Source organism: Plasticicumulans sp., assembly GCF_035331805.1.
Lineage (GTDB): Bacteria > Pseudomonadota > Gammaproteobacteria > Competibacterales > Competibacteraceae > Plasticicumulans.
On sequence record NZ_DAOLKE010000002.1, the window covers coordinates 18869 to 42204 of the forward strand.

The following is a 23336-nucleotide window of genomic DNA, read 5'->3' on the forward strand; positions in this document are numbered from 1 at the left end:
TGGCAGTCGTGGATAAGGGGAAATCAGGTCGCAGGTCGTTCGATGCGTTCGATCTGGTCGAGACCGACGAAGCCCTGGCCCTGCGCCTGACGGAACACCTTGAAGACCTTCTCGGTGACCGCGTCCGACACGGTGAAATCGAGGTAGGCCTGCACCAGCCGCTCGCGGTAGGCGGCGAATTCGTCGGCTTCGGAGAGGTCCGCCTGGACCGGCGAGCGCTTCAGGTAGTCGTGGAAGCGCTTGAGGATGTGCAGGCGGTTGACGTGCACGACGTGCGGGTCGACGTCGATCTTGAACAGCTCGAAGAATTCATCGGCGGCCGACAGGGTCTGCAGACGATCGCTCAGCGTGCTCATGGATGGATTCCTCAGGAGTGCAGGGCAGCGGGGTGGGCGGCGGCGGCATGGCGGGCCTGATCGCAGGCATCGCCGCAGTCGGTGCAGGCATGCGGGTGATCGAGTCCGGGGATGGCCGGACCGGCGGCGGCGAGCCGGGCTTCGAGGTCGTCGATGCGCTGGATCAGGCAGGCGAGCGCACGGCCGACCGGGTCCGGCATCAGGTGGTGATCGAGGTCGATGCCGTCGGCCCGGGCCGTGTCGCCGCGCGGCACGACGCGACCGGGGATGCCGACGACGGTGGCCGCGGCCGGCACGTCGCGGATCACGACCGAATTCGCCCCGACGCGCGCACCGGCGCCGATCTCGATGGCGCCGAGCACCTTGGCTCCGGCCCCGACCGTGACGCCGTCCCCGAGCGTCGGGTGGCGCTTGCCGCGCGACAGACTGGTGCCGCCGAGCGTCACGCCCTGGTACAGCGTCACGTCGTCGCCGATCTCGGCGGTCTCGCCGATCACCACGCCGCAGCCGTGATCGATGAACATGCGCCGGCCGATGGTCGCCGCCGGGTGGATGTCGATCTGCGTCAGCCCGCGGGCGAGGCCGGCGAGCAGCCGCGCCGTGAAGCGCCACTGGCGGCGCCACAGCCCGTTGGCGATGCGGTGCAGGATCAGCGCGTGCAGGCCGGGGTAGGTGGCCAGCACCTCGAAGGCACTGCGCGCGGCCGGATCACGGGCACGGACGGCGAGCACGTCCTCGCGCAGGCGGGCGAGCAGGCCCGGGCGGACGGTCTGGGTCATCGTCGGGATACCGGCGGCGGACAGGGAATCGGACGGAGCGCGCATCACGAAGCCTCCTGATCAGTTCAGCGTGCCGGCCACGTACGGCCGCGGCGCACGGGTCTCGTGCCAGAAACCGAGCAGTTCGTCGGCGGTCGGTGCGCGCTTGGTGCTGCCGGCGTGCACGCGGATGCGTCCGAGCAGGCGCTGCACCTCGTCCTCGGCCAGGCGCAGGCCGAGCTCGGCGTAGGCGCGGCGCACCGAGGCCGTGCCCGAATGCTTGCCGAGCACCAGCCGGTGATGGCGACCGAGACGGGCCGGGTCCAGGCCCTGATAGGTGCGCGGGTCCTTCAGCAGGCCGTCGACGTGAATGCCGGATTCGTGCGTGAACACCGCATCGCCGACCACGCTCTTGCCGACCGGCACCGGCCGGCCCGAGGCTTCGGCGACGAGCTGCGAGATCGCCGGCAGCTGCGCGAGGCGCACGCCGCAGTCGCGGCCGTGCAGCACCGACAGCGCCGTCGCGACCTCTTCGAGCGGGGCGTTGCCGGCGCGCTCGCCGAGGCCGTTGACCGTGGTGCTGACGAAGTCGGCCCCGGCACGCACCGCCGCCAGCGAGTTGGCGGTGGCGAGGCCCAGGTCGTCGTGGGCGTGGATTTCGAGTTCGATCGCCGTCGCCGCCCGCAGCCGGGTGATGCGCTCGAAGGTGCCGAAAGGTTCGAGCAGGCCGACCGTGTCGGCGTAGCGGAAGCGCCGGGCACCGGCCGCGGCCGCGGTCGCGGCGATCTCGGCGACGAAGTCCGGATCGGCGCGCGAGGCATCCTCGCCGCCGACGCGCACGTCGTCGAAGCCGGCGTCGCGCGCCATCGCCACCATCTGCGCGACGTTCGCGAGCACCCAGCGGCGGTCGCGGCCGAGCTTGAGCTGGATCTGGGTGTCGGAGACCGGCGTCGACAGGTTCACGGCGCGCACCCCGGTGGCCAGCGCCGCGTCGAGGTCCTTGCGGCTCATCCGGCACCAGGCCACCAGCGTCGTCTGCAGGCCGAGGCCGACGATCGCGCGCATGTCGTCCTGCTCCTCGGCGCCCATCGCCGGGATGCCGATCTCCAGTTCCTGCACGCCGGCGAGATCGAGGGCGGCGGCGATCGCGAGCTTCTCGGCCCGGTTGAAGGCCACGCCGGCCGTCTGCTCGCCGTCGCGCAAGGTGGTGTCGTGGATCAGGATGCTGCGGTCCATGGTTCCGGTCCTCCGGTTCATGGGCAGGACCTAAGCATCAGGCGTGCCAACAAAATAATCGTTCAAAAACAGCTATATGATGGTCTGTGTCGGATTTGTTCAGCCGACAATGCCGAGTGCAGCAGTGGGTAATGTAGGGTTTGCGACGCTCGGGACCGTGGCATCGGCAGCCTGCCTGCGCAGCGTGTTCCGCTGCCCGCAGCGGGCAGCGGTCGGGCTCCGGGCAGGCGAGATGCAGAGCTGCGCACCGGCCGCCGGACCGTGATCGCCGCCGGCCCAGGGCCGACCGGAGGCGGGTCGCCAGCCTGCCGGCACGGCGATCGCTGCACCGCTGCCAGTCCGCGACCGGCTTGCTGGCGAAGGGGATGAACCTCAAACTTACTTTCAACATGAAAGTGACTGACGGATGCCTTCACCGATCCGCTGTCAGTCCCGCATCCCCCGGTGCGGCCGTCACGAGCGGCCGTGCCTCATTGACCGACCCGGCCGCCGGGTCCTGAGGAGTGCCGTGCCATGAGTTCGTCATCCGCCCGTTCCGACGATATCGTCGTCTGTGCCCCGGTCCGCACCGCCATCGGCCGCTTCGGCGGCAGCCTCGTCGACGTGCCGGCCGCCGCGCTCGGCGCGCATGTGATCGCCGCCAGCCTGCGCCGCGCCGGACTCGATCCGGCGCAGGTCGACTCGGTGGTGTTCGGCAACGTCATCCAGGCCGGCAACGGCATGAACCTCGCGCGTCAGGCCGCGATCGGCGGCGGGCTGCCGGTCGGCGTGCCGGCGCTGACCGTCAACCGTGTCTGCGGCTCCGGCGCGCAGGCGCTCGCCAGTGCCGCGGCCGAAATCCTCGCCGGCCAGGCCGAGGTCGTGATCGCCGGCGGCACCGAGAACATGGACCGCGCGCCTTATCTGTTGCCGGCGATGCGCCACGGCGCGCGCATGGGCAACGCCCAGGCGATCGATGCGATGCTGCGCGACGGCCTGAACGATGCCTTCTCCGGCGAGCACTCCGGCTGGCATACCGAGGATCTGGTCGCGAAGTTCGGCCTGAGCCGCGCCGATCAGGACGCCTTCGCCGCGCGCAGCCAGCAGCGCTTCGCGGCCGCGCAGGCCGCCGGCCACTTCGTCACCGAGATCGAGCCGCTGGAGATCCGCACGAAGAAGGGTCCGGCGCTGTTTGCCGCCGACGAGGGCAACCGCCCGGAAACGACGCTCGAATCGCTCGCGAAGCTCAGGCCGGCGTTCCGTGACGGTGGCACGATCACCGCCGGCAACGCGCCCGGCGTCAATGCCGCGGCGGCGGCGATGGTGGTCTGCAAGCGCGCCTGGGCCGATGCGCACGGGCTGACGCCGATGCTGGTGCTGCGCGCGAGCGCTGTGGTCGGCGTCGAACCGGGTCTGTTCGGCTACGGGCCGGTGCCGGCGATCCGGAAGGTGCTGACGCGCACCGGCTGGTCGGTCGGCGAGATCGACCGCGTCGAGGTCAACGAAGCCTTCGCGGCCGTGGCGCTGGTCGCGCAGCAGCAGCTCGACATCGATCCGGCGCGCTTCAACGTCGATGGCGGCGCCATCGCCCACGGTCACCCGATCGGCGCCACCGGCGCGGTCCTGATCGTGCGCCTCGCGCACGCGCTGGCGCGCACCGGCGGGCAGCGCGGCATCGTGTCGCTCTGCATCGGTGGCGGTCAGGGCATCGCGCTGGCGCTGGAACGGCCGTGAGGCGCTGCCGGCGGCGGGGCCCGCAGGGCGGGCCGTGCGCCCGGCAGGCCTGAATCTGCCCGACCCCGGGGGCCGGTCCGTGCAGGTCCGGCCCCCGGTTTTCATGCGGCTGCCGCCCATGGCAACTGACTCTCGGGATGCACGGCTGCGCCGGCCGGGCACGGAAGCCATCCCGGCTTCCGGTGGAATTCACCGGCGACTCCGATACCTGTTTCCGGAAGGAATGTGCAGCGCACATCTTCCGGAAAGTGCATGCCGTAAAACGCCAGCTTCCGGTTCCGCCTGCCATCGGCGCTTGCGGAAATACCGGGCCGTTTCAGCGGGGCGGCGGCGGAATTACAAGCTTAATATTTTGTAAGTTGATGATTATGCCGTCAAACGTCTGATCGCGTCTGCAGATGAGGGCCTGCGGAATCAGCCGGATTTCCGGTTGCCGCCATGGTGGCGAATGAGCATCGCGCCAGGCTGCCGGGGCGGGGCCGTAATCATCTTGTCCGCAGGATTTCAGCGATGTGCGGGCGTAATGATGTGCGGGAGGCCTCCATGACCTCCATGGAACCGCCTCCGTAATCCGGCCCGGGCCGGCCGCGCGCGGAACGTCCGAGTCAGGTGTCCTGTCCGGCGTGCAGCGGCTGCAGGCGCAGCGGCGTGCCGTCGGCGAGCCGGACGGCGTCCCGGGCGGCGAGTTGTGTCGTGACGACGGCCAGCATCTGCCAGCCGCCCGCAGGGTCGGCGGCGACGCTGACGATCTGGCCGGCCTGCTCGTTCGGGCCGGCCTGATCCGCGATCAGCGCCTCGGCCACGGCCGGTGCCGCGGGGGCATCGACGTGCGCCCGGTACAGCCGCTGCTTGATCTGGCCGAGGTAATGCACGCGCGCGACGATCTCCTGGCCGGTGTAGCAGCCCTTGCTGAAGCTGATGCCGTCGGTGCGGTCGAGGTTCAGCATCTGCGGCACGAAGGCTTCGACCAGCGGACCGTGCACCTCGGCGATGCCGGCGGCGATGTCGAGCGTCGCCCAGTCTTCGGCCGTGGCGGCACGCGCTCCGGCTGCGAGCAGCGCCTGCTGCAGGGCGTCGATGCGGGCCGGATCGCCGATCACGGCCAGACGCGGCGGCGCTGCGGGCAGGCCGAGCACGGTGAGGCCATCGTGCGTCAGCGCGCGGTCCGCCTGCTCCGGCACCGGCACGCCCAGTACCCCGGCAAGCCGTGCGCCGGCGCCTGCACCGCTCACGCCGAGGGCGGCGAACTGCGGACTCACGTCGCTCAGTTCCACCTTCGCGCGCAGCACGTACATCTTCAGCCGCTGTGCCAGCGCGGCCGCGCGCTCGGCCGGCAGCCAGAGCCACAGCGCCTGATCGCGCGCGAACAGCCGCAGCGTCGCCAGCACGCGGCCCTTCGGGTTGCAGCAGGCGGCGCGCAGCGTCGTCGTCGCGTCGATGCGGCGCACGTCCTGCGTCAGCTGGCCCTGCAGGAAGGCGGATGCCTCGGCACCGGCCACGCGGATCAGGCCGGGGGCGGGCAGGGGATGGAGGCAGGTGTCGGCAGTCGGATCGGTATCGTCGGTCATCTTCGGGGATCTGGCGGGCGGCGAAGGGGAAGGCGGCGCGGAGGGCCGGGGATGGCGTCATCCCGGCGCCCGGGTGGCGCCGCCCTTGCGTTGCAAGCGTACTGCCCGGTCCGCATAATGCGCGATCATCGAAAAAAAGCCCGTACCGGCGACCGTGATCCTGGAATCAGGTCGTGACGGCCGACAGCTTTTGCGGCGGAGATCAAGGACATATGAGCGTAACGTGCGACGAGCCGTCGCCGGCAGTCGAACCTGTACCGCCGGCCGCCCCTGCCGGGCATCCCGACAGCCTCGACGAAACGCCGCCGCCCGCCACCACCACCGAGTACGGTGGTCGCGCCGGCCCTGAACCGACCCGCTATGGCGACTGGGAGAAGAACGGTCGCTGCATCGATTTCTGAACCGCATTCCGCTGCTGCCATGCTTGCCCGGGCGGGCGGCGGTTTGCGATATTGCGCGCGTTTTTTGGCTTTGACGGTCCGGGAATTCAGAATCACGAAATTCGAATTCCTTATCCCGGATTCCGGTTGCAATGACGCTTCAGTGACCGGATTACGGTGGCCGCAGGCCGAGGGGGTGCCGGACTCTAATGCGTTCCATCGACACATTAGACACCGGCAAAATCGCCGGCCGTCGCCAGACGGCCGGACAGAACGATAAACCAGCGTCAAGCCCGCATCTCGAGGTGGACATACATGGCAACGGACAAGCGGCCCCTGTCGCCGCATCTTCAGGTCTACAAACCGCAGATGACCTCGGTCCTCTCGATCCTGCACCGTGGCACCGGTGTCGCGCTGTCGATCGGAACGCTGCTGATCGTCTACTGGCTGGCCGCCGCCGCCGTCGGCCCTGAAGCCTTCGAGCGTGCGCAGCACGTGCTCGGTTCGATGCTCGGCCAGCTGTTCCTGTTCTGCTGGACCTGGGCCCTGTTCTACCACCTGTGCAACGGCATCCGGCACCTGCTGTGGGACGCCGGCCACGGCTTCGACATTCCGACCGTTTACAAGACCGGCAAGACGGTTCTCGGCGCCGCGACGGCGCTGACCTTCGTCTGCTGGATCATCGTGACCTGAGGGGGGAGACACGATGAGCAAGAGCAGTCTGCGCACGCCGCTGGCCCATGTCCGCGGCCTCGGTTCGTCCCGTAGCGGTGTCCACCACTGGTGGCTGCAGCGCCTGAGCGCCGTGATCCTGGTGCCGCTGGTGCTGTGGTTCGCGGTATCGCTGCTGTCGGTCGCCCATGCCGACCACGCGACGATGAAGGCCTGGGTCTCGCGCCCGTTCAACACCGCGCTGCTCGTCGTCCTGCTGACGGCGATGTTCTATCACGCGCGGCTCGGCCTGCAGGTGGTGATCGAGGACTACGTCCATGAGGAGCTGGTGAAGCTCGGTGCGCTGCTGGCGATGAATCTTGTCGTCATCGTCGCCGGTGCCACCGCCGTCATCTCCGTCCTCAAGATCGCCTTCGGAGGCTAAGGATTTTCATGGCTACGACCGATTACAAGATCATCGAACACACCTACGACGTGGTCGTGGTCGGTGCCGGCGGCGCCGGCCTGCGCGCCACGTTCGGCATGGCGCAGAAGGGTCTGCGCACCGCCTGCCTGACCAAGGTCTTCCCGACCCGCTCGCACACGGTCGCCGCGCAGGGCGGCATCTCGGCCGCGCTCGGCAACATGGGGCCGGACTCCTGGCAGTGGCACATGTACGACACGGTCAAGGGCTCCGACTGGCTCGGTGACCAGGACGCGATCGAGTACATGTGCCGCGAGGCGATCCCGGCGATCATCGAGCTCGAACACCAGGGCGTGCCGTTCTCGCGCACCGAGGAAGGCAAGATCTACCAGCGCCCGTTCGGCGGCATGACCACGAACTTCGGCGAGGGTCAGGCCCAGCGCACCTGTGCGGCCGCCGACCGCACCGGTCACGCGATCCTGCATACGCTGTACCAGCAGTCGCTGCGCCACAACGCCGAGTTCTTCATCGAATACTTCGCGCTCGACCTGCTGATGGAAGACGGCGAGTGCCGCGGCGTGCTGGCCTGGGATCTCGCCGAGGGCACGCTGCATGTGTTCCGCGGCCAGCAGACCGTGCTCGCCACCGGCGGTTACGGCCGCGCCTACTTCTCGGCGACCTCCGCCCACACCTGCACCGGCGACGGCAACGGCATGGTGCTGCGCGCCGGCCTGCCGCTGCAGGACATGGAGTTCGTGCAGTTCCACCCGACCGGCATCTACGGCGCCGGCTGCCTGCTGACCGAAGGCTGCCGCGGCGAGGGCGGCTACCTGACCAACGGCAACGGCGAGCGCTTCATGGAGCGCTACGCGCCGAACGCCAAGGATCTCGCCTCGCGCGACGTGGTCTCGCGCTCGATGACCGTCGAGATCCGCGAGGGCCGCGGCGTCGGCCCGCTGAAGGATCACATCCACCTGCACCTGGAGCACCTCGGCCCCGAGGTCATCCACGAGCGCCTGCCGGGCATCGCCGAGACCGCGCGCATCTTCGCCGGCGTCGACGTGACCAAGGAACCGATCCCGGTGCTGCCGACCGTGCACTACAACATGGGCGGCATCCCGACCAACTATCACGGTGAGGTCGTCAACCTCGTCGACGGCAACCCGGACGCCGTGGTCAAGGGCCTGATGGCGATCGGCGAGGCCGCCTGCGTGTCGGTGCACGGCGCCAACCGCCTCGGCTCCAACTCGCTGCTCGACCTGGTGGTGTTCGGCCGCGCCGCCGCCAACCGCTGCGCCGAGACGGTCAAGGCCGGTGCGCCGCAGAAGCCGCTGAAGGCCGGCACCGTCGATGCGCTGGTCGAGCGCTTCGACCAGATCCGCAACGCCAGCGGCTCGAAGCCGACCGCGCAGATCCGCGCCGCGATGCAGCGCACGATGCAGAACGACGCCGCGGTGTTCCGCACCGACGCCTCGCTCGCGCAGGGCGTGGCCGCGATCACCGAGCTGTACAACAGCTTCGCGGACGTGAAGGTTGCCGACCGCAGCCTGGTCTGGAACTCCGATCTGGTCGAAACCCTGGAGCTGCAGAACCTGCTCGGCTGCGCGCTGGTGACGATGACCTCGGCGCTGAACCGCAAGGAAAGCCGCGGTGCGCACGCGCACGAGGATTACCCGGATCGCGACGACGGCGAGTGGATGAAGCACACGCTGACCTACGTCGAGGACGGCGGGCAGGTGCGCATCGATTATCGCCCGGTGCACACCTACACGCTGACGGACGAGATCGAGTACATCGCGCCGAAGAAGCGCACGTACTGACAGAGGGCGACAGACGATGGCCGAATTCAAGCTTCCCGCCAACTCGATCGTCGGTTCGGGCAAGACCTACCACGCCCCGACCGGCGCCAAGCGCGTGCGCAGTTTCCAGATCTATCGCTGGGATCCGGACTCGGGCCAGAACCCGCGGCTGGACACCTACGACATCGATCTCGACGCCTGCGGTCCGATGGTTCTGGACGCGCTGATCAAGATCAAGAACGAGATCGACCCGACGCTGACCTTCCGCCGCTCCTGCCGCGAAGGCATCTGCGGTTCGTGCGCGATGAACATCGACGGCACGAACACGCTCGCCTGCATCAAGGCGATCGACGAGGTCGAAGGCAACGTCAAGATCTACCCGCTGCCGCACATGCCGGTGATCAAGGACCTCGTGCCGGATCTGACGCACTTCTATGCGCAGTACGCGTCGATCAAGCCCTGGCTGCAGACCGTCACGCTGCCGCCGGAGCGCGAGCGCCTGCAGTCCAAGGAAGACCGCGCCAAGCTCGACGGCCTGTACGAGTGCATCCTGTGCGCCAGTTGCTCGACCTCGTGCCCGAGCTACTGGTGGAACGGCGATCGCTACCTCGGCCCGGCGATCCTGCTGCAGGCCTACCGCTGGATCATCGATTCGCGTGACGAGTTCACCGGCGAGCGCCTCGATGACCTCGAGGATCCGTTCCGCCTGTACCGCTGCCACACGATCATGAACTGCGCCCGCACCTGCCCGAAGGGCCTGAACCCGGCCAGGGCGATCGGCGAGATCAAGAAGCTGATGTTGCAGCGCAGCCTCTGATCCCGGCGTAGCGTTGTCTCACCCGCAGGGCGGCCCGCACACGGCCGCCCTGTGCATTTCCGCGATCCGCAAGGTCATCCGTCCGTGGAAAATCCCCCGAAGTCCAAGCTGTACTGGCGCTGCCGCCGCGGCATGAAGGAACTCGACATCGTCATGCTGCGCTACCTCGATCACCACTACGACGCAGCGCCGGAGGCCGAGCGACAGGCCTTCATCGCCTTGCTCGACGTGCAGGATCCGCAGCTCTGGAGCTGGGTCACCGGCCGCGAGCAGCCGCAGGATCCGGTCATGGCCGATGTCCTCGCGAAGGCCGCCACCGCCGTTTGAGATCGCGATCGGCCGCTCGCCACGGCTGCTGCTGCTGCAGGCGGTGCTGCACGCGCTGGCGCTGCTCGCGATCGGCGTCTGCCGGCTGCCGGGCGGACTCTCCTGGGGGCTGGCCGGCGTCGTGCTTGCGTCGTTCGGGCGCGAGCTCGATCGCTACCGCCGGCCGCGGTGGCGGGCGCTCGCCGCCGATGCCGGCGGCTGGACGCTGGTGGCGGACGACGGCAGCCGGATTGCACTGACGCCGGTGTCGGCGTACGTGCATCCGTGGCTGGTGATCGTGCGCTACGTGACGGGCAGCGACGGCTGGTGGCCGCGGGCGCTGCTGATCGCAGCCGACGCCGCCGACACGCAGGCGCTGCGCCGCCTGCGCGTGCGGCTGCGGCTGTACACCGCGGTCGAGCCCTGAAACGGGCCCGCGCCGGTTCACCAGCCCGGCATGCGCTCGGCCAGCGCCCAGTTGCCGGGTACGAGCACGGTGTCGCGCGGCGGGTGGGCGGTGTCGGTGTCCGGGTAATCGAGCGTGTAGTGCAGGCCGCGGCTTTCCTGGCGGGCGAGCGCGCAGCGGATGATCAGCTCGGCGACCTGCGCGAGGTTGCGCAGCTCGATCACGTCGGCGCTGATGCGGAAGTGCCCGTAGTACTCGTCGATCTCGCGCAGCAGCAGTTCGACGCGATGCCGGGCGCGCGCCAGGCGCTTGTCGGTGCGCACGATGCCGACGTAATCCCACATGAAGCGCCGCAGCTCCAGCCAGTTGTGCGAGACGACGACCTCCTCGTCGGAATCGGTCACGCGGCTCTCGTCCCAGTCCGGCAGCGGCGGCGGCGGCGGCACGTCGGCGAGCCGGGTCAGGATGTCCTGACCGGCCGAGGCCGCGAACACCAGGCATTCGAGCAGCGAGTTCGACGCCATGCGGTTGGCCCCGTGCAGGCCGGTGAAGGCGACCTCGCCGACCGCATACAGGCCGGGCAGGTCGGTATGGCCGGCGAAGTCGGTCATGACGCCGCCGCAGGTGTAGTGCGCGGCCGGCACGATCGGCAGCGGTTCGCGGCGCATGTCGAAGCCGTAATCGAGGCAGGTCGCGAGCACGTTCGGGAAGTGCTCCTCGATGAAGGCCGCCGGCTTGTGGCTGATGTCGAGGTACAGGCAGGGCACGCCGAGGCGCTTCATCTCGTGGTCGATCGCGCGCGCGACGATGTCGCGCGGAGCGAGTTCGAGGCGCGGATCGAAGCGCTCCATGAAGCGCGTGCCATCCGGCAGCAGCAGGTGACCGCCTTCGCCGCGCACCGCCTCGGTGATCAGGAAGGACTTGGCCGCCGGGTGGTACAGGCAGGTCGGGTGGAACTGCATGAATTCCATGTTCGCGATCCGGCAGCCGGCGCGCCAGGCCATCGCGATGCCGTCGCCGGTCGAGCCGTCCGGATTGCTCGAATACAGATACACGCGGCTCGCACCGCCGCTCGCGAGGATCACGAAGCGCGCGGCGATCACCTCGATGCGGCCGCTGTCGCGATCGAGCACGTAGGCGCCGACGCAGCGGTTGTCGGTCAGTCCGAGCTTGCGGGTCGTCACCAGATCGACGGCGACGTGATTCTCGAACAGCCTGAGCGTCGGGCAGGCGCGGGCGCGTTCCTCCAGCGTGGTCTGGATCGCACGGCCGGTGGCGTCGGCGGCATGCACGACGCGCCGGTGGCTGTGGCCGCCCTCGCGCGTCAGGTGGTATTCCCGCGAGCCGTCGTCGCGCGCTTCGAGCGTGAACGGCACGCCCTGCTCGCTGAGCCAGCGGATCGAGGCCGGACCGTGCTCGACCGTGAAGCGCACCGCACCCTCGTGGCAGAGGTCGGCACCGGCGATCAGCGTGTCCTGGATGTGCGATTCGATCGAGTCGGCGGCGTCGAACACCGCCGACACGCCGCCCTGGGCGTAGTTGGTGCTGCCTTCGGACAGCGGTCCCTTGGCGAGTACCGCAACCTTTGCGTGTTCGGCGAGTCTCAGGGCGAGGCTGAGGCCGGCGGCACCGCTGCCGATGATCAGCACGTCGAAAGCAAAGTGACCGGTCATGATCTTGAGGGGGCCTCGGGCGTGGGGTACTTTGAGCCGCGTCGCCAGCCGGGCGACATGGCATGTCTTCTGCTATATCCCGGCGTCCGCTGCTTCAAATCATCTTAATCAACTTCCCGGTATCGGTGCGAACCCGGGGCCGTTGACGCGGTCTACCAGGTGACTCGCACGGACGATGCCTTACGGTCAAAGGGGTTTGCCCGCATGGGCGAGTCAGTGGCAGATCAGGAACTGGTCCTTCGGGTACAGAAAGGGGACAAGCGTGCGTTCGACATCCTGGTCAGCAAGTACCAGTACAAGATCGTCAAGCTCGTCACCCGCTACGTTCACGACCAGACGGAGGCGCTGGACGTCGCGCAGGAAGCTTTCATCAAGGCGTACCGCGCACTGTCCGGGTTTCGTGGTGACAGTGCGTTCTATACCTGGCTGTACCGGATTGCGATCAACACTGCCAAGAACTACCTCGTGGCCCAGGGGCGCAGACCGCCCGGATCGGACATCGATGCCACCGAGGCCGAGCAGTACGAGAGTGCTGCGCTGCTCAAGGAGATCGACACGCCGGAGAGGCTGCTGCTCAGGGACGAGATCGAGGCAACCATCTTCCGGGCGATCGAGGCTTTGCCCGAGGATCTGCGCACGGCCATCACGCTGCGCGAGATCGAAGGAATGAGCTACGAGGAGATCGCGCAGTCCATGGGCTGCCCGATCGGTACGGTCCGCTCCCGCATCTTCCGCGCGCGCGAGGCCATCGACAGACACCTTCGTCCACTGGTGGACGGTTAGCAGGGCTGAAGACATGACGGACAAGACTGCTGAACAGCTTTCGGCGCTGACGGACGGTGAGCTCGACTCCCAGGAGCTCGATCTGCTGGTCCGCCGGCTGGAGCGCGACGAGGAACTCGCCGCGCGCTGGACGCGTTATCACCTGATCGGCGAGGCGATGCGCAACAACCTGCCCGAACAACTGCCGTTCGACCTCACCGCCCGGGTATCGGCGGCGATCGCCGAGGAAGCGCCGGTCGTTGCGCCGGCCGTCGCCACCCGGGGCTGGAAGCGGCCGGTCGTCGGACTGGCACTGGCGGCCTCGATCGCGGCTGCCGCACTGATCGGCCTGCCGCCGCAACAGGCGCTGCAGCCCGAGGCGGGGGCGCCGGTCGCCGTGCAGACGCCGGAGAAGCTGCCGGGTGCAGCCGCCGGACAGGTCGCCCAGGTCGACTGGGAGCGCAACGCGCGTTTGAACGAGTTCCTGATGAGCCACAACGAATCGGCGACGATGAACCAGATGAGCGGTGTCATCCCGTATGCCCGTATGGTCGGTTACGAGGAGGAGCGTTGATCAGCGCCGGCACAGTATGTAAGCGAGCCGCCTGCGCGGCGGTGCTGCTGCTGCCGGTGCTGGTGGCGACGACCGCCGGGGCTGCGGAAGACGGACAGCCCCGGGCGGCCGGCGAGGTGCGCCAGTGGCTGGAGCGTACGCTCGGCGGTGTCGAGCGGCTGAACTTCGAAGGCACCTTCGTGTACGTGCAGGGCTCGCACGTTGAATCGATGCGCATCACGCATGGTCGGGCCGACACCGGCGAATGGCAGCGCCTGAACTCGCTGTCGGGTCCGAAGCGCGAGGTGCTGCTGGCCAATCGCGACCTCACCTGCTCGCTGCCGCAAGGGCAGATCACGCTGAAGAGTCGCCGCGTGACCAGCTTCCCGGTCAGTCTGCCGAAGGACATCGACCGCCTCGAACGCCATTACGCCTTCGGGCTGCAGGGCGAGGACCGCGTCGCCGGCCACGAGGCCCGCATCCTTGCCGTCACGCCGCGTGACGGTCTGCGTTACGGCCTGCGGCTGTGGCTCGAAAAGAACACCGGCATGATCGTGCGCACGATGCTGGTCGGCTCCGACGGCGCGCCGCTCGAACAGATGATGTACACCGACCTGCGCTTCCTGGACGTGGCGCCGCCCGCACCGAGTGCGGCCGAGCTGCAGGCGGCCGGGGCCGGCGATCCCGGCAGCGGCGAAACCCCGGTGTCGACGGTCGCCGAGGTGGCGCCGGTCGCGCAGTGGAGCCTCGCCAGCCCGCCGGCCGGCTTCGAGCAGGTGCAGCACAACCGCTTCCAGCGCCAGAGCGATGGCCGCCCGACCGAGCATGTCGTCTACAGCGACGGGCTGGCGACGATCTCGCTGTTCATCGAGCGCGTGACGCCGGGCCGCAGCCTGCTCGAAGGGCCGTCGCGCATCGGCGCGATGAACGCCTGGGGCAAGGTCGTCGACGGCATCCAGGCGGTCGTGGTCGGCGAGGTGCCGGCGGCGACGGTGGCTGCGTTCGCGCAGGGCCTGAAGTTCGCACCGGCGCCCGTCACCAGCACGGCCACCACGGCGGGCACGGCCGACAAGACGGCGGAAACCAAGCCTTGATCGTCGAGGAAGGCATCGTGCTCGGTCCGGCTGCCGACGGCCGGCTGCTGGTCGAAACCCGGCGGCGCAGCGCCTGCGGCAGCTGTCAGGCCCAGGCCGGCTGCGGCACGGCTGCGATCGGCAAGGTCACCGGCGGGCGGCGCAACGTCGTTGCCGCGCTCGCCGATGCCGATTACCGCAGCGGCGAGCACGTCGAACTCGGCCTGGCCGAAGGCGCACTGCTCGCCGGATCGGCGATCCTGTACCTGGTGCCGCTGCTCGGCCTGCTGGGCGGGGCGCTCGCCGGCTCGCCGTTCGGGCAAGGCACGAGCGCGGCGAGCGGTATGGCCGGCCTGCTGCTCGCGCTGCTGTGGACGCGCCGGCGCGCCCGGCGCATGGCACTGGACCCGCGCTTCCAGCCGGTCATCCTGCGCCGGCTCTGAATCCCGGGACCCCTGATCCCCGCCGCAGCTGCCGGGAAGGCTATTCACAGTCCTCCGGAGTGCGCAGGTATACTCGCCGCTTTCCGGCCCGCGGCTCGCGGGTCCAGTTCTGGTTCGTCGTGACGGCGGGAGTCGTGCATGGTCGTGTGGCGGGGCGCTCTGGCGGGCGTGCTGTGGCTGCTGGGGTGTGCCGGTGCACTGGCGGCCGGATTGCCCGATTTTCCGGCACTCGTGAAGCGCAATGCCGGTTCCGTCGTCAACATCAGCTCGATCGGCAAGCTCGCGGCCGCGACCGAGCCGGCGGCCGATGACAACAGCGATGACGGTGACGAAGACGCTTCTCCGGACGCTGCCGATGCGCTCGGGACCGGCCTCGTGATCGCGGCCGACGGCTGGCTGCTGACCAACCGCCACGTGATCGCCGATGCCGAGGACATCGTCGTGCGCCTGCCGGACCGGCGCGAACTGCCGGCGCGCGTGATCGGCACCGACGAGCGCACCGACCTCGCGCTGCTGAAGATCGACGCCGACGGCCTGCAGCCGGCCACGGTCGGGCGGGCCGATGCGCTGGAAGTCGGCGAGTGGGTGCTCGCGATCGGTTCGCCGTTCGGCTTCGAGCAGTCGGTGACCGCCGGCATCGTCAGTGCCAAGGGCCGCAGCCTGCCGAGCGAGCCCTACGTCGCCTACATCCAGACCGACGTGCCGATCAACCCCGGCAACTCCGGCGGACCGCTGATCAACCTGCGCGGCGAGGTCATCGGCATCAACTCGCAGATCTACAGCCAGACCGGCGGCTACATGGGCCTGTCGTTCGCGATTCCGATCGAGACGGCGATGGACGTGGCGCGCCAGCTGCGTGACAGCGGTCACGTCAGCCGCGGCTGGCTCGGCGTGCTGGTGCAGCCGCTGACCCGCGATCTGGCCGAATCCTTCGGGCTCGCGAGCCCGCGCGGCGCGCTGGTCAGCCGCGTGTTCCCGGACGGTCCGGCGGCCGCGGCCGGCCTGCGCACCGGTGACGTGATCACGCGCTTCGACAGCCACGAGATCGACCTGTCGACGGCGCTGCCGCCGCTGGTCGGCGCGACCGGCGTCGACCGGCGCGTCGAACTCGCGATCATGCGCGGCGGCAAGCCGCAGACGCTGGCGGTGCAGATCGCGGCGCTGCCCGACAACGAGCCGCCGGTCGCGAGCACCGAGCCGGTCGTCACCTCCGAGCGGCCGCTCGACCGGCTGGGCCTGCGCGTCGCGCCGGTGCCGCCGGAGCTGCGCCGCCAGCTCGGCATTCCCGACGGCGGCGTGCTGGTCGAGCAGGTCGACAACAGCCGTGCCGCCCGTGCCGGCCTGCGCCAGGGCGACGTGCTCGGCATGCTCAACGGCGCGCAGATTCGGGATCCGGATGCCTTCGACCGCACGCTCGAAGACCTGCCGGCCGGCCGTGCCATCGCGCTGCTGGTGCTGCGCCGCTCCGGACCCGCCTATCTGGCCCTGCGCGTGCCCTGACGCGGCAAGCGCCGGCCCGCTCTCCCTTCGCCTGCGCAGTCCCTGCGCGGGCCCGCCGGAACCTTCGCACCCATGGCCTCGATGGATCACATCCGCAACTTCTCGATCATCGCCCACATCGATCACGGCAAGTCCACGCTCTCCGACCGCATCATCCAGATCTGCGGCGGCCTGTCGGAGCGCGAGATGTCCGCGCAGGTGCTCGACTCGATGGACCTCGAACGCGAGCGCGGCATCACGATCAAGGCGCAGTCGGTGTCGCTCGATTACACCGCACGCAACGGCGAGACCTACCAGCTCAACTTCATCGACACGCCCGGTCACGTCGACTTCAGCTACGAGGTCAGCCGTTCGCTCGCCGCCTGCGAGGGCGCGCTGCTGGTGGTCGATGCCGCGCAGGGCGTCGAGGCGCAGTCGGTCGCCAACTGCTACACGGCGATCGAGCAGGGCCTCGAAGTGCTGCCGGTGCTGAACAAGATCGACCTGCCGCAGTGCGAGCCCGAGCGTGTCATCGACGAGATCGGCGACATCATCGGCATCGACGCTTCCGACGCCGTGCGCGTGTCGGCCAAGACCGGCCTGAACGTCGTCGACCTGCTCGAACAGCTCGTCGAGCGCATCCCGGCCCCGAAGGGCGATCCCGATGCGCCGCTGAAGGCGCTGATCATCGATTCCTGGTTCGATGCCTACGTCGGCGTCGTGTCGCTGGTGCGCGTCGTCGACGGACGCATCGCACCGCGCCAGAAGATCCGGATGATGTCGTCCGATCGCGTCTACCAGGTCGACAAGGTCGGCGTGTTCACGCCCAAGCGCTTCGACAAGCCGGTGCTCGCCGCCGGCGAGGTCGGCTTCGTGATCGGCAACATCAAGGAGATCGACGGCGCGCCGGTCGGCGACACGATCACCGATGCGCAGAATCCGGCCGCGGCGGCGCTGCCCGGCTTCCAGAAGGTGCAGCCGCGCGTGTTCGCCGGGCTGTTCCCGATCGAATCCGACCAGTACGAGGACCTGCGCGAGGCGCTCGCGAAGCTGCGCCTGAACGACGCCTCGCTGCACTACGAGCCCGAGACCTCGCAGGCGCTCGGCTTCGGCTTCCGCTGCGGCTTCCTCGGCATGCTGCACATGGAGATCATCCAGGAACGGCTGGAGCGCGAGTACGACCTCGACCTGATCACCACCGCGCCGACCGTGGTCTACGAGGTGCTGACCACCGCCGGCGAGATCGCCTACATCGACAATCCCGACAAGCTGCCGGCGTCGAACTACCTCGACGAGATCCGCGAGCCGATCATTCTCGCCAACATCCTGGTGCCGGCCGACTACCTCGGCAACGTCATCACGCTGTGCATCGAGAAGCGCGGCGTGCAGCGCAACCTCCACTACGCCGCCGGCGGTCAGGTGCAGCTGTCCTTCGAACTGCCGATGTCGGAGGTCGTGCTGGATTTCTTCGACCGGCTGAAGTCGGTGTCGCGCGGCTTCGCGTCCTTCGACTACAGCTTCGAGCGCTTCCAGGCCGAGCCGCTCGTGAAGCTCGACGTGCTGATCAACGGCGAGAAGGTCGATGCGCTGGCGATCATCGTGCATCGCGAGCAGGCGCCGTACCGCGGCCGTGATCTGGTCGAGAAGATGAAGGATCTGATCCCGCGCCAGATGTTCGAGGTCGCGATCCAGGCGGCGATCGGCAGCCACATCATCGCGCGCTCGACGGTCAAGGCCCTGCGCAAGAACGTGCTGGCCAAGTGCTATGGCGGCGACGTGTCGCGCAAGCGCAAGCTTCTGGAAAAGCAGAAGGAAGGCAAGAAGCGCATGAAATCGGTCGGCAAGGTCGACATCCCGCAGGAGGCCTTCCTCGCCGTGCTGCAGGTCGACAAGAAGTGATGCCGGCCGCACCGGGCATGCCTGGCCTTCCCCCGTTTCCCGACCGCCCTGCGGTGAGCGCAGGGGGCTGAAATCGTCGGTGGCTTCCTTCCGCCGGGGACGGCATGAGCCGCCGCTCCCGGCGCCAGACTCCACGCCCGCAAGCAAGAGGAATCCGGTTCGATGACTTTCGATTTTGCTGCCGCGCTGGTGCTCGCCGCACTCGTGACCGGTCTGGTCTATGCCCTCGATGTCTGGAAGCTGGCACCGGCCCGGGCCGCCGCCGGCGGGGTCGGCGGGCCGCGGCCGATGCCGTGGTACGTCGACTGGTCGCGATCCTTCTTCCCGGTCATCGTCGTCGTGCTGCTGCTGCGCTCCTTCATCGTCGAGCCCTTCCGCATCCCGTCCGGCTCGATGCTGCCGACGCTGCGCGCCGGCGACTTCATCCTGGTCAGCAAGTTCTCGTGGGGCCTGCGCCTGCCGGTCAGCAACACCGAGATCCTGTCGACCGGAGAGGTGAAGCGCGGCGACGTGGCGGTGTTCCGCTATCCGGAAGACCCGTCGACGGCCTTCATCAAGCGCATCGTCGGCCTGCCCGGCGACAGGCTGGTCTATCGCGACAAGCAGCTGTTCGTGAACGGGCAGGCGGTCGAGCAGACGAAGCTGCCCGGCCCGGTCAGCGACCTCGAACCGGGGTTCGAGGCGCGCCAGGAACAGCTCGGCGACGTGAAGCACCTGATCCAGGTGGCGCCGCGCATGCTCGACAGCGGGGCGCGCGAGTACGTCGTGCCGCCGGGCCACTATTTTGCGATGGGCGACAACCGCGACAACAGCCGCGACAGCCGCTACTGGGGTTACCTGCCGGCGGAGAACCTGATCGGCAAGGCGTTCATGATCTGGATGAACTGGGATTGCGTGACCGGCAACGGCCACTGCGGCCGCATCGGCAGGAGGATCGAATGAGAAGGCAGCAGCCCCGTCCCTGCGCCCGCGCGCTGCGGGCGGGCCAGCGCGGCATGTCGCCGATCACCGTGCTGCTGATCTGCGGCGTGATCGGCTTCTGCATGCTGATGGTGTTCCGGATCGCACCGATCTACATCGCGGACGCGACGGTCAGCAGCGCGATGAAGGGCATCGAGCAGGAAGCCAATCTGGCGCGGATGTCGGCGTACGAGATCCGCAACCGCCTGCAGCGGCACTTCGACGTCAACGACATCGACGCGATCAAGTCGAGCGACGTCAAGGTCACCAAGGATGCCGGCGAACTGGTGATCTCGATCGAATACGAGACCCGCCGGCCGCTGATCTACAACCTCGACGTGGTTGCGCATTTCACGCATGAACAGCGTGTCAAGATCGCCTCTGCCTCCGGCCTCTGAGGCGGGCGCCGGCATGCACACCGGCCTGCCGAGCGCGGCTGCGCGTCTTGAGCCGGCGCTCGGCCACCGCTTCCGCGACCCGGCGCTGCGCGACGCGGCGCTGACGCACCGCTCGGCCGGTGGCAGCAACAACGAGCGCCTCGAATTCCTCGGCGATGCGCTGCTCGGCTGCGTGATCGGCGAGGCGCTGTACCAGCGCCTGCCGCGTGCGCCCGAAGGCGACCTGACGCGGCTGCGCGCGCTGCTGGTGCGCGAGGCGACCCTCGCCGAACTGGCGCGCGAGCTGGCGCTCGGCGATGCGCTCGCCCTCGGCGGCAGCGAACTGAAGAGCGGCGGCTACCGGCGCGCCTCGATCCTCGCCGATGCCTTCGAGGCGCTGATCGGCGCGATCTACCTCGACAGCGACTTCGAAACCTGCCGCCGCGTCGTGCTGGCGCTGTTCGGTCCGCGGCTCGATGCGCTGCCATCGCCGTCCGAACTCAAGGACCCGAAGACGCGGCTGCAGGAATACCTGCAGGCCCGCCAGCAGCCGCTGCCGGCCTACCGCATCGTCGAGGTCAGCGGCGAGGCGCACGCGCAGACCTTCACGGTCGAATGCACCTGCAGCGGCCTGCCGGCCGTCGTCGCCAGCGGCACGAGCCGGCGCAAGGCCGAACAGGAAGCCGCCGGCCGCATGCTGGCGACGCTCACCGCTGGCGGCCACTGAACATTCCTTTCCCTGTCGCGCCGCCCTGCCGGCGGCGCCCGTCCGGATGCCGTGACCATGACCGAACCGACCGAACCGACCGCAACGCCGGACAGCGACGCCGATGCCCCGAACACCCGTGCCGGCTACGTCGCGCTGCTCGGCCGGCCCAACGTCGGCAAGTCGACGCTGCTGAACCGCCTGCTCGCCTTCAAGCTCAGCATCACCTCGCCGAAGCCGCAGACCACGCGCCACACCATCCTCGGCATCCAGACGCTCGCCGACACGCAGATCGTTTATGTGGATACGCCGGGCCTGCACCTGAACGGGCGCAAGGCGATGAACCGCTACATGAACCGCGCCGCCGGCAACGTGCTCGGCTACGTCGATGCCGTGGTGTTCGTGATCGAGGCGCTGCGCTGGACCGACGAGGATGCCGCCGTGCTCGAACGCCTCGCCGACTACGCCGGCCCGGTGCTGCTCGCCGTCAACAAGGTCGATCGCGTCACCGACAAGCCGAAGCTGCTGCCCTTCCTGCAGCAGATGGCCGAAAAGCGCGCGTTCGCGGCGATCGTGCCGCTGTCGGCCCAGAAGGGCACGAACGCCGCGGCGCTGGAAACCGAGATCGCGAAGCACTTGCCGGCCAATCCGTTCTTCTTCGACGAGGACCAGATCACCACCGCCAGCAAGCGCTTCCTCGCCGCCGAGCTGGTGCGCGAGAAGCTCACGCGCGTGCTCTCCGACGAGCTGCCGTATGCGCTGACCGTCGAGATCGAGAAGTTCGAGGTCGAGGGCCGGCTGCACCGGATCTCGGCGGTGATCTGGGTCGAGCGCAAGGGCCAGAAGGCCATCGTCATCGGCGACAAGGGCGGCACGCTCAAGGAAGCCGGGCGGCTGGCGCGCCTCGACATGGAAGAGATGTTCGACGCCAAGGTGCACCTGGAGACCTGGGTCAAGGTGCGCGAAGGCTGGTCCGACGACGAAAAAGCCCTGCGCAGCCTCGGCTTCGACGAGTCGGAGGACTGAAGCCGGGCGGCTGGCGTGATGTCTCCCGGACTCGAACCCGCCTGGGTGCTGCACACGCGACCGTACCGCGACACCAGCCTGCTGCTCGAACTGCTGACGCTGACGCGCGGCCGGGTCGGCGCGGTGGCGCGTGGCGCGCGCGGACCGCGTTCGCGCAGCCGCGGCTGGCTGCGGCCGTTCCAGCCGCTGCTGGTCGGGCTTGCCGGGCGCGGCGAACTGGCGACCCTCACGAGCGCCGAGGCCGCCGGTGCCGCCTTCTGGCTCGCCGGCGAGCGCGCCGTCGCCGGCCTGTACCTGAACGAACTGCTGCTGAAGCTGCTCGCCCGCGACGATCCGCAGCCGCTGCTGCTCGGCCATTACCGCGCCGCGCTGGTGGCGCTCGCCGAACCTGCCGACCCGGAACCGGCGCTGCGCGTGTTCGAGTGCGAGCTGCTCACCGCGCTCGGCTACGCACCGGCGCTGGCGGTCGATACCGACGGCGAGCCGCTGCAGGCCGATGCCCGCTATCACTACCGGCCCGATGCCGGCGCCCGGCGGCTGCCGGGCCTCGCCGAAGCGCCGGCCGGCGGCGTCGAGCTCAGCGGCCGCACGCTGCTCGCGCTCGCCGCCGGTGCCGAATCATTCACCTGTCCGGACCGCGACACGCTGCGCGAGGCGCGCACGCTGACGCGCTCGCTGATCGATCACTGTCTCGGCGGCCGGCCGGTGCGCACGCGCGAACTCGCGCGCGCTTTCCGCAGCCTCGCCGCCCCCGCCGGAGGAAAACCCGCGTGAACGCCCCGACCCCGCTGCTGCTCGGCGTCAACATCGATCACGTCGCGACGCTGCGCCAGGCGCGCGGCAGTACGCGCTACCCGGAGCCGGTGCAGGCGGCGCTGGTCGCCGAACAGGCCGGTGCCGACGCGATCACGCTGCACCTGCGCGAGGACCGCCGCCACATCCAGGATCGCGATGTCGAGCTGATCGCGCAGGTGCTGCAGACGCGCATGAACTTCGAGATGGCTGTCACCGCACCGATGCTGGCGCTGGCCGCGCGCCTGCGCCCGGCCGATGTCTGCCTCGTGCCGGAGCGCCGTCAGGAGCTGACCACCGAGGGCGGGCTGGATGTCGCCGGCGGCTTCCCGCGCGTGCGCGAGGCCTGCGAGCGGCTCGCCGAAGCCGGCTGCGCGGTGTCGCTGTTCATCGACGCCGACCCGGAGCAGATCGACGCCGCCGCGCGCAGCGGCGCGCCGAAGATCGAGCTGCACACCGGCCGCTACGCCGAGGCCGCCACCGCCGACGAGCTCGCGACCGAACTCGCGCGCCTGCGCGCCGCCGCTGCGCAGGCGCATGCGCTCGGTCTGGTCGTCAACGCCGGCCACGGCCTGCACTACCACAACGTCGCCGCCATCGCGGCGATCCCCGAGCTGCACGAGCTCAACATCGGTCACGCCATCGTCGCGCAGGCGCTGTTCGACGGTCTCGCGCAGGCCGTGCGCGACATGAAGCAGCGGATGCTGGAGGCCCGCGCGAGGGTCGCCGGCCGATGATCCTCGGGCTCGGCACCGACATCGTGCGCGTCGCGCGCATGGAGGAGATCATCGCCCGCCACGGCGAACGCTTCGCCGAGAAGGTGCTGACCGCCGACGAGCTCGACGAGTACCGCGCCAGCCGCCACCCGGCACGGCTGCTCGCCAAGCGCTTCGCGGTCAAGGAGGCGGCGCTGAAGGCGCTCGGCACCGGCGTGCAGCAGGGCCTGACGCTCGCGCAGGTCGGCCTCGGCCACGACGCGCTCGGCTGCCCGCACCTGATCCTCAGCGGTGCTGCGGCCGCACGCCTGCAGGCGCTCGGCGCCAGCGCCACGCACGTCAGCATCAGCGACGAGCGCGAATACGCGCTGGCGGTGGTGATCGTCGAGGGCGACGCCGGCCCGCCCGGCCGCGCGCCGGCCTGAACCAGGCTCGCGGCGGCCGGCGGCGTCGCGGACGCTGC

Annotated in this window: 26 protein-coding genes; 21 read left to right on the forward strand and 5 right to left on the reverse strand. The window is 69.4% G+C overall.

The annotated features are described in order from the left end of the window. Positions 1–23: 23 nt before the first annotated feature. Genes PKE44_RS00530 through nifV form a run of 3 tightly spaced genes read right to left on the reverse strand, consistent with a single transcriptional unit; the run spans position 24 to position 2350 of the window. Positions 24–356 carry a nitrogenase-stabilizing/protective protein NifW gene (locus PKE44_RS00530; protein WP_324547700.1) on the reverse strand — a complete coding sequence of 111 codons (333 nt, stop codon included), beginning with the start codon at positions 354–356 and terminating at the stop codon, positions 24–26. Between the two features lie 11 nt (positions 357–367). Then, a complete protein-coding gene (gene cysE / locus PKE44_RS00535; RefSeq protein WP_324547701.1) occupies positions 368–1135 on the reverse strand; it encodes a serine O-acetyltransferase in 768 nt (255 codons plus the stop codon). A 60-nt stretch (positions 1136–1195) separates the two neighbouring features. Continuing rightward, positions 1196–2350, reverse strand: a complete 1155-nt coding sequence (nifV, locus tag PKE44_RS00540) for a homocitrate synthase (protein WP_324547702.1) — start codon at positions 2348–2350, stop codon at positions 1196–1198. A gap of 513 nt (positions 2351–2863) precedes the next feature. On the opposite strand from nifV, the gene PKE44_RS00545 reads away from it, so the two are divergent. Then, a complete protein-coding gene (locus PKE44_RS00545; protein WP_324547703.1) occupies positions 2864–4063 on the forward strand; it encodes a thiolase family protein in 1200 nt (399 codons plus the stop codon). A gap of 605 nt (positions 4064–4668) precedes the next feature. Here the strand turns inward: PKE44_RS00545 and PKE44_RS00550 are convergent. Beyond that, complete coding sequence (locus tag PKE44_RS00550; RefSeq protein WP_324547704.1) at positions 4669–5631, reverse strand: folate-binding protein; 963 nt, start codon at positions 5629–5631, stop codon at positions 4669–4671. Positions 5632–5843: 212 nt separating this feature from the next. On the opposite strand from PKE44_RS00550, the gene PKE44_RS00555 reads away from it, so the two are divergent. The 7 genes from PKE44_RS00555 (at position 5844) to PKE44_RS00585 (ending at position 10435) form a co-directional block, all read left to right on the forward strand. Beyond that, a complete protein-coding gene (locus tag PKE44_RS00555) occupies positions 5844–6032 on the forward strand; it encodes a succinate dehydrogenase assembly factor 4 (RefSeq protein ID WP_324547726.1) in 189 nt (62 codons plus the stop codon). A 294-nt stretch (positions 6033–6326) separates the two neighbouring features. Continuing rightward, the gene (gene sdhC, locus PKE44_RS00560) at positions 6327–6704 is read left to right on the forward strand and encodes a succinate dehydrogenase, cytochrome b556 subunit (RefSeq protein ID WP_324547705.1); all 378 of its coding nucleotides are present in this window, start codon (positions 6327–6329) and stop codon (positions 6702–6704) included. Positions 6705–6717: 13 nt separating this feature from the next. Beyond that, positions 6718–7107, forward strand: a complete 390-nt coding sequence (sdhD, locus tag PKE44_RS00565) for a succinate dehydrogenase, hydrophobic membrane anchor protein (protein ID WP_324547706.1) — start codon at positions 6718–6720, stop codon at positions 7105–7107. An 8-nt stretch (positions 7108–7115) separates the two neighbouring features. Continuing rightward, the gene (gene sdhA, locus PKE44_RS00570) at positions 7116–8906 is read left to right on the forward strand and encodes a succinate dehydrogenase flavoprotein subunit (RefSeq protein WP_324547707.1); all 1791 of its coding nucleotides are present in this window, start codon (positions 7116–7118) and stop codon (positions 8904–8906) included. A 16-nt stretch (positions 8907–8922) separates the two neighbouring features. Then, positions 8923–9702 carry a succinate dehydrogenase iron-sulfur subunit gene (locus PKE44_RS00575; protein ID WP_324547708.1) on the forward strand — a complete coding sequence of 260 codons (780 nt, stop codon included), beginning with the start codon at positions 8923–8925 and terminating at the stop codon, positions 9700–9702. An 84-nt stretch (positions 9703–9786) separates the two neighbouring features. Further along, positions 9787–10029, forward strand: coding sequence for a succinate dehydrogenase assembly factor 2 (locus PKE44_RS00580; RefSeq protein WP_324547709.1), 243 nt, complete (start codon positions 9787–9789; stop codon positions 10027–10029). Continuing rightward, on the forward strand, positions 9998–10435 hold the full coding sequence (locus PKE44_RS00585; protein ID WP_324547710.1) for a protein YgfX: 438 nt from the start codon (positions 9998–10000) through the stop codon (positions 10433–10435). Before PKE44_RS00580 ends, PKE44_RS00585 begins: the two co-directional genes overlap by 32 nt. A gap of 17 nt (positions 10436–10452) precedes the next feature. Here PKE44_RS00585 and nadB read toward each other — a convergent pair whose 3' ends face one another. Beyond that, positions 10453–12087: an L-aspartate oxidase gene (gene nadB, locus PKE44_RS00590; protein ID WP_324547711.1), complete on the reverse strand. Its 1635-nt coding sequence runs from the start codon at positions 12085–12087 to the stop codon at positions 10453–10455. Positions 12088–12291: 204 nt separating this feature from the next. Here nadB and rpoE point away from each other — a divergent pair, with 204 nt between their 5' ends. The 13 genes from rpoE to acpS all read left to right on the forward strand — a co-directional run bounded on the left by rpoE (position 12292) and on the right by acpS (position 23298). Further along, positions 12292–12870 (forward strand): RNA polymerase sigma factor RpoE, encoded by a 579-nt coding sequence (gene rpoE, locus PKE44_RS00595; RefSeq protein WP_324547712.1) that lies wholly within the window; start codon positions 12292–12294, stop codon positions 12868–12870. Positions 12871–12883: 13 nt separating this feature from the next. Further along, positions 12884–13423: a sigma-E factor negative regulatory protein gene (locus tag PKE44_RS00600; RefSeq protein ID WP_324547713.1), complete on the forward strand. Its 540-nt coding sequence runs from the start codon at positions 12884–12886 to the stop codon at positions 13421–13423. A 41-nt stretch (positions 13424–13464) separates the two neighbouring features. Next, positions 13465–14496 (forward strand): MucB/RseB C-terminal domain-containing protein, encoded by a 1032-nt coding sequence (locus PKE44_RS00605; RefSeq protein ID WP_324547714.1) that lies wholly within the window; start codon positions 13465–13467, stop codon positions 14494–14496. Further along, positions 14493–14918: a SoxR reducing system RseC family protein gene (locus tag PKE44_RS00610; RefSeq protein ID WP_324547715.1), complete on the forward strand. Its 426-nt coding sequence runs from the start codon at positions 14493–14495 to the stop codon at positions 14916–14918. Before PKE44_RS00605 ends, PKE44_RS00610 begins: the two co-directional genes overlap by 4 nt. Before the next feature lie 138 nt (positions 14919–15056). Continuing rightward, complete coding sequence (locus PKE44_RS00615; RefSeq protein WP_324547716.1) at positions 15057–16418, forward strand: Do family serine endopeptidase; 1362 nt, start codon at positions 15057–15059, stop codon at positions 16416–16418. Positions 16419–16490: 72 nt separating this feature from the next. Continuing rightward, entirely contained in the window at positions 16491–18296 is a 1806-nt protein-coding gene (gene lepA, locus PKE44_RS00620) for a translation elongation factor 4 (protein ID WP_324547717.1), read from the forward strand. A 162-nt stretch (positions 18297–18458) separates the two neighbouring features. Further along, on the forward strand, positions 18459–19238 hold the full coding sequence (lepB, locus tag PKE44_RS00625) for a signal peptidase I (RefSeq protein ID WP_324547718.1): 780 nt from the start codon (positions 18459–18461) through the stop codon (positions 19236–19238). 53 nt (positions 19239–19291) lie between these two features. After that, a complete protein-coding gene (locus PKE44_RS00630) occupies positions 19292–19654 on the forward strand; it encodes a DUF4845 domain-containing protein (RefSeq protein WP_324547719.1) in 363 nt (120 codons plus the stop codon). A gap of 13 nt (positions 19655–19667) precedes the next feature. After that, positions 19668–20360: a ribonuclease III gene (rnc, locus tag PKE44_RS00635; protein WP_324547720.1), complete on the forward strand. Its 693-nt coding sequence runs from the start codon at positions 19668–19670 to the stop codon at positions 20358–20360. Between the two features lie 57 nt (positions 20361–20417). Further along, positions 20418–21365: a GTPase Era gene (era, locus tag PKE44_RS00640; protein ID WP_324547721.1), complete on the forward strand. Its 948-nt coding sequence runs from the start codon at positions 20418–20420 to the stop codon at positions 21363–21365. An 18-nt stretch (positions 21366–21383) separates the two neighbouring features. Continuing rightward, on the forward strand, positions 21384–22139 hold the full coding sequence (gene recO, locus PKE44_RS00645; protein WP_324547722.1) for a DNA repair protein RecO: 756 nt from the start codon (positions 21384–21386) through the stop codon (positions 22137–22139). Continuing rightward, positions 22136–22894: a pyridoxine 5'-phosphate synthase gene (gene pdxJ, locus PKE44_RS00650; RefSeq protein ID WP_324547723.1), complete on the forward strand. Its 759-nt coding sequence runs from the start codon at positions 22136–22138 to the stop codon at positions 22892–22894. Before recO ends, pdxJ begins: the two co-directional genes overlap by 4 nt. Beyond that, positions 22891–23298, forward strand: coding sequence for a holo-ACP synthase (acpS, locus tag PKE44_RS00655; RefSeq protein ID WP_324547724.1), 408 nt, complete (start codon positions 22891–22893; stop codon positions 23296–23298). The genes pdxJ and acpS overlap by 4 nt, the downstream gene beginning before the upstream one ends. The last annotated feature ends 38 nt before the right edge of the window (positions 23299–23336 follow it).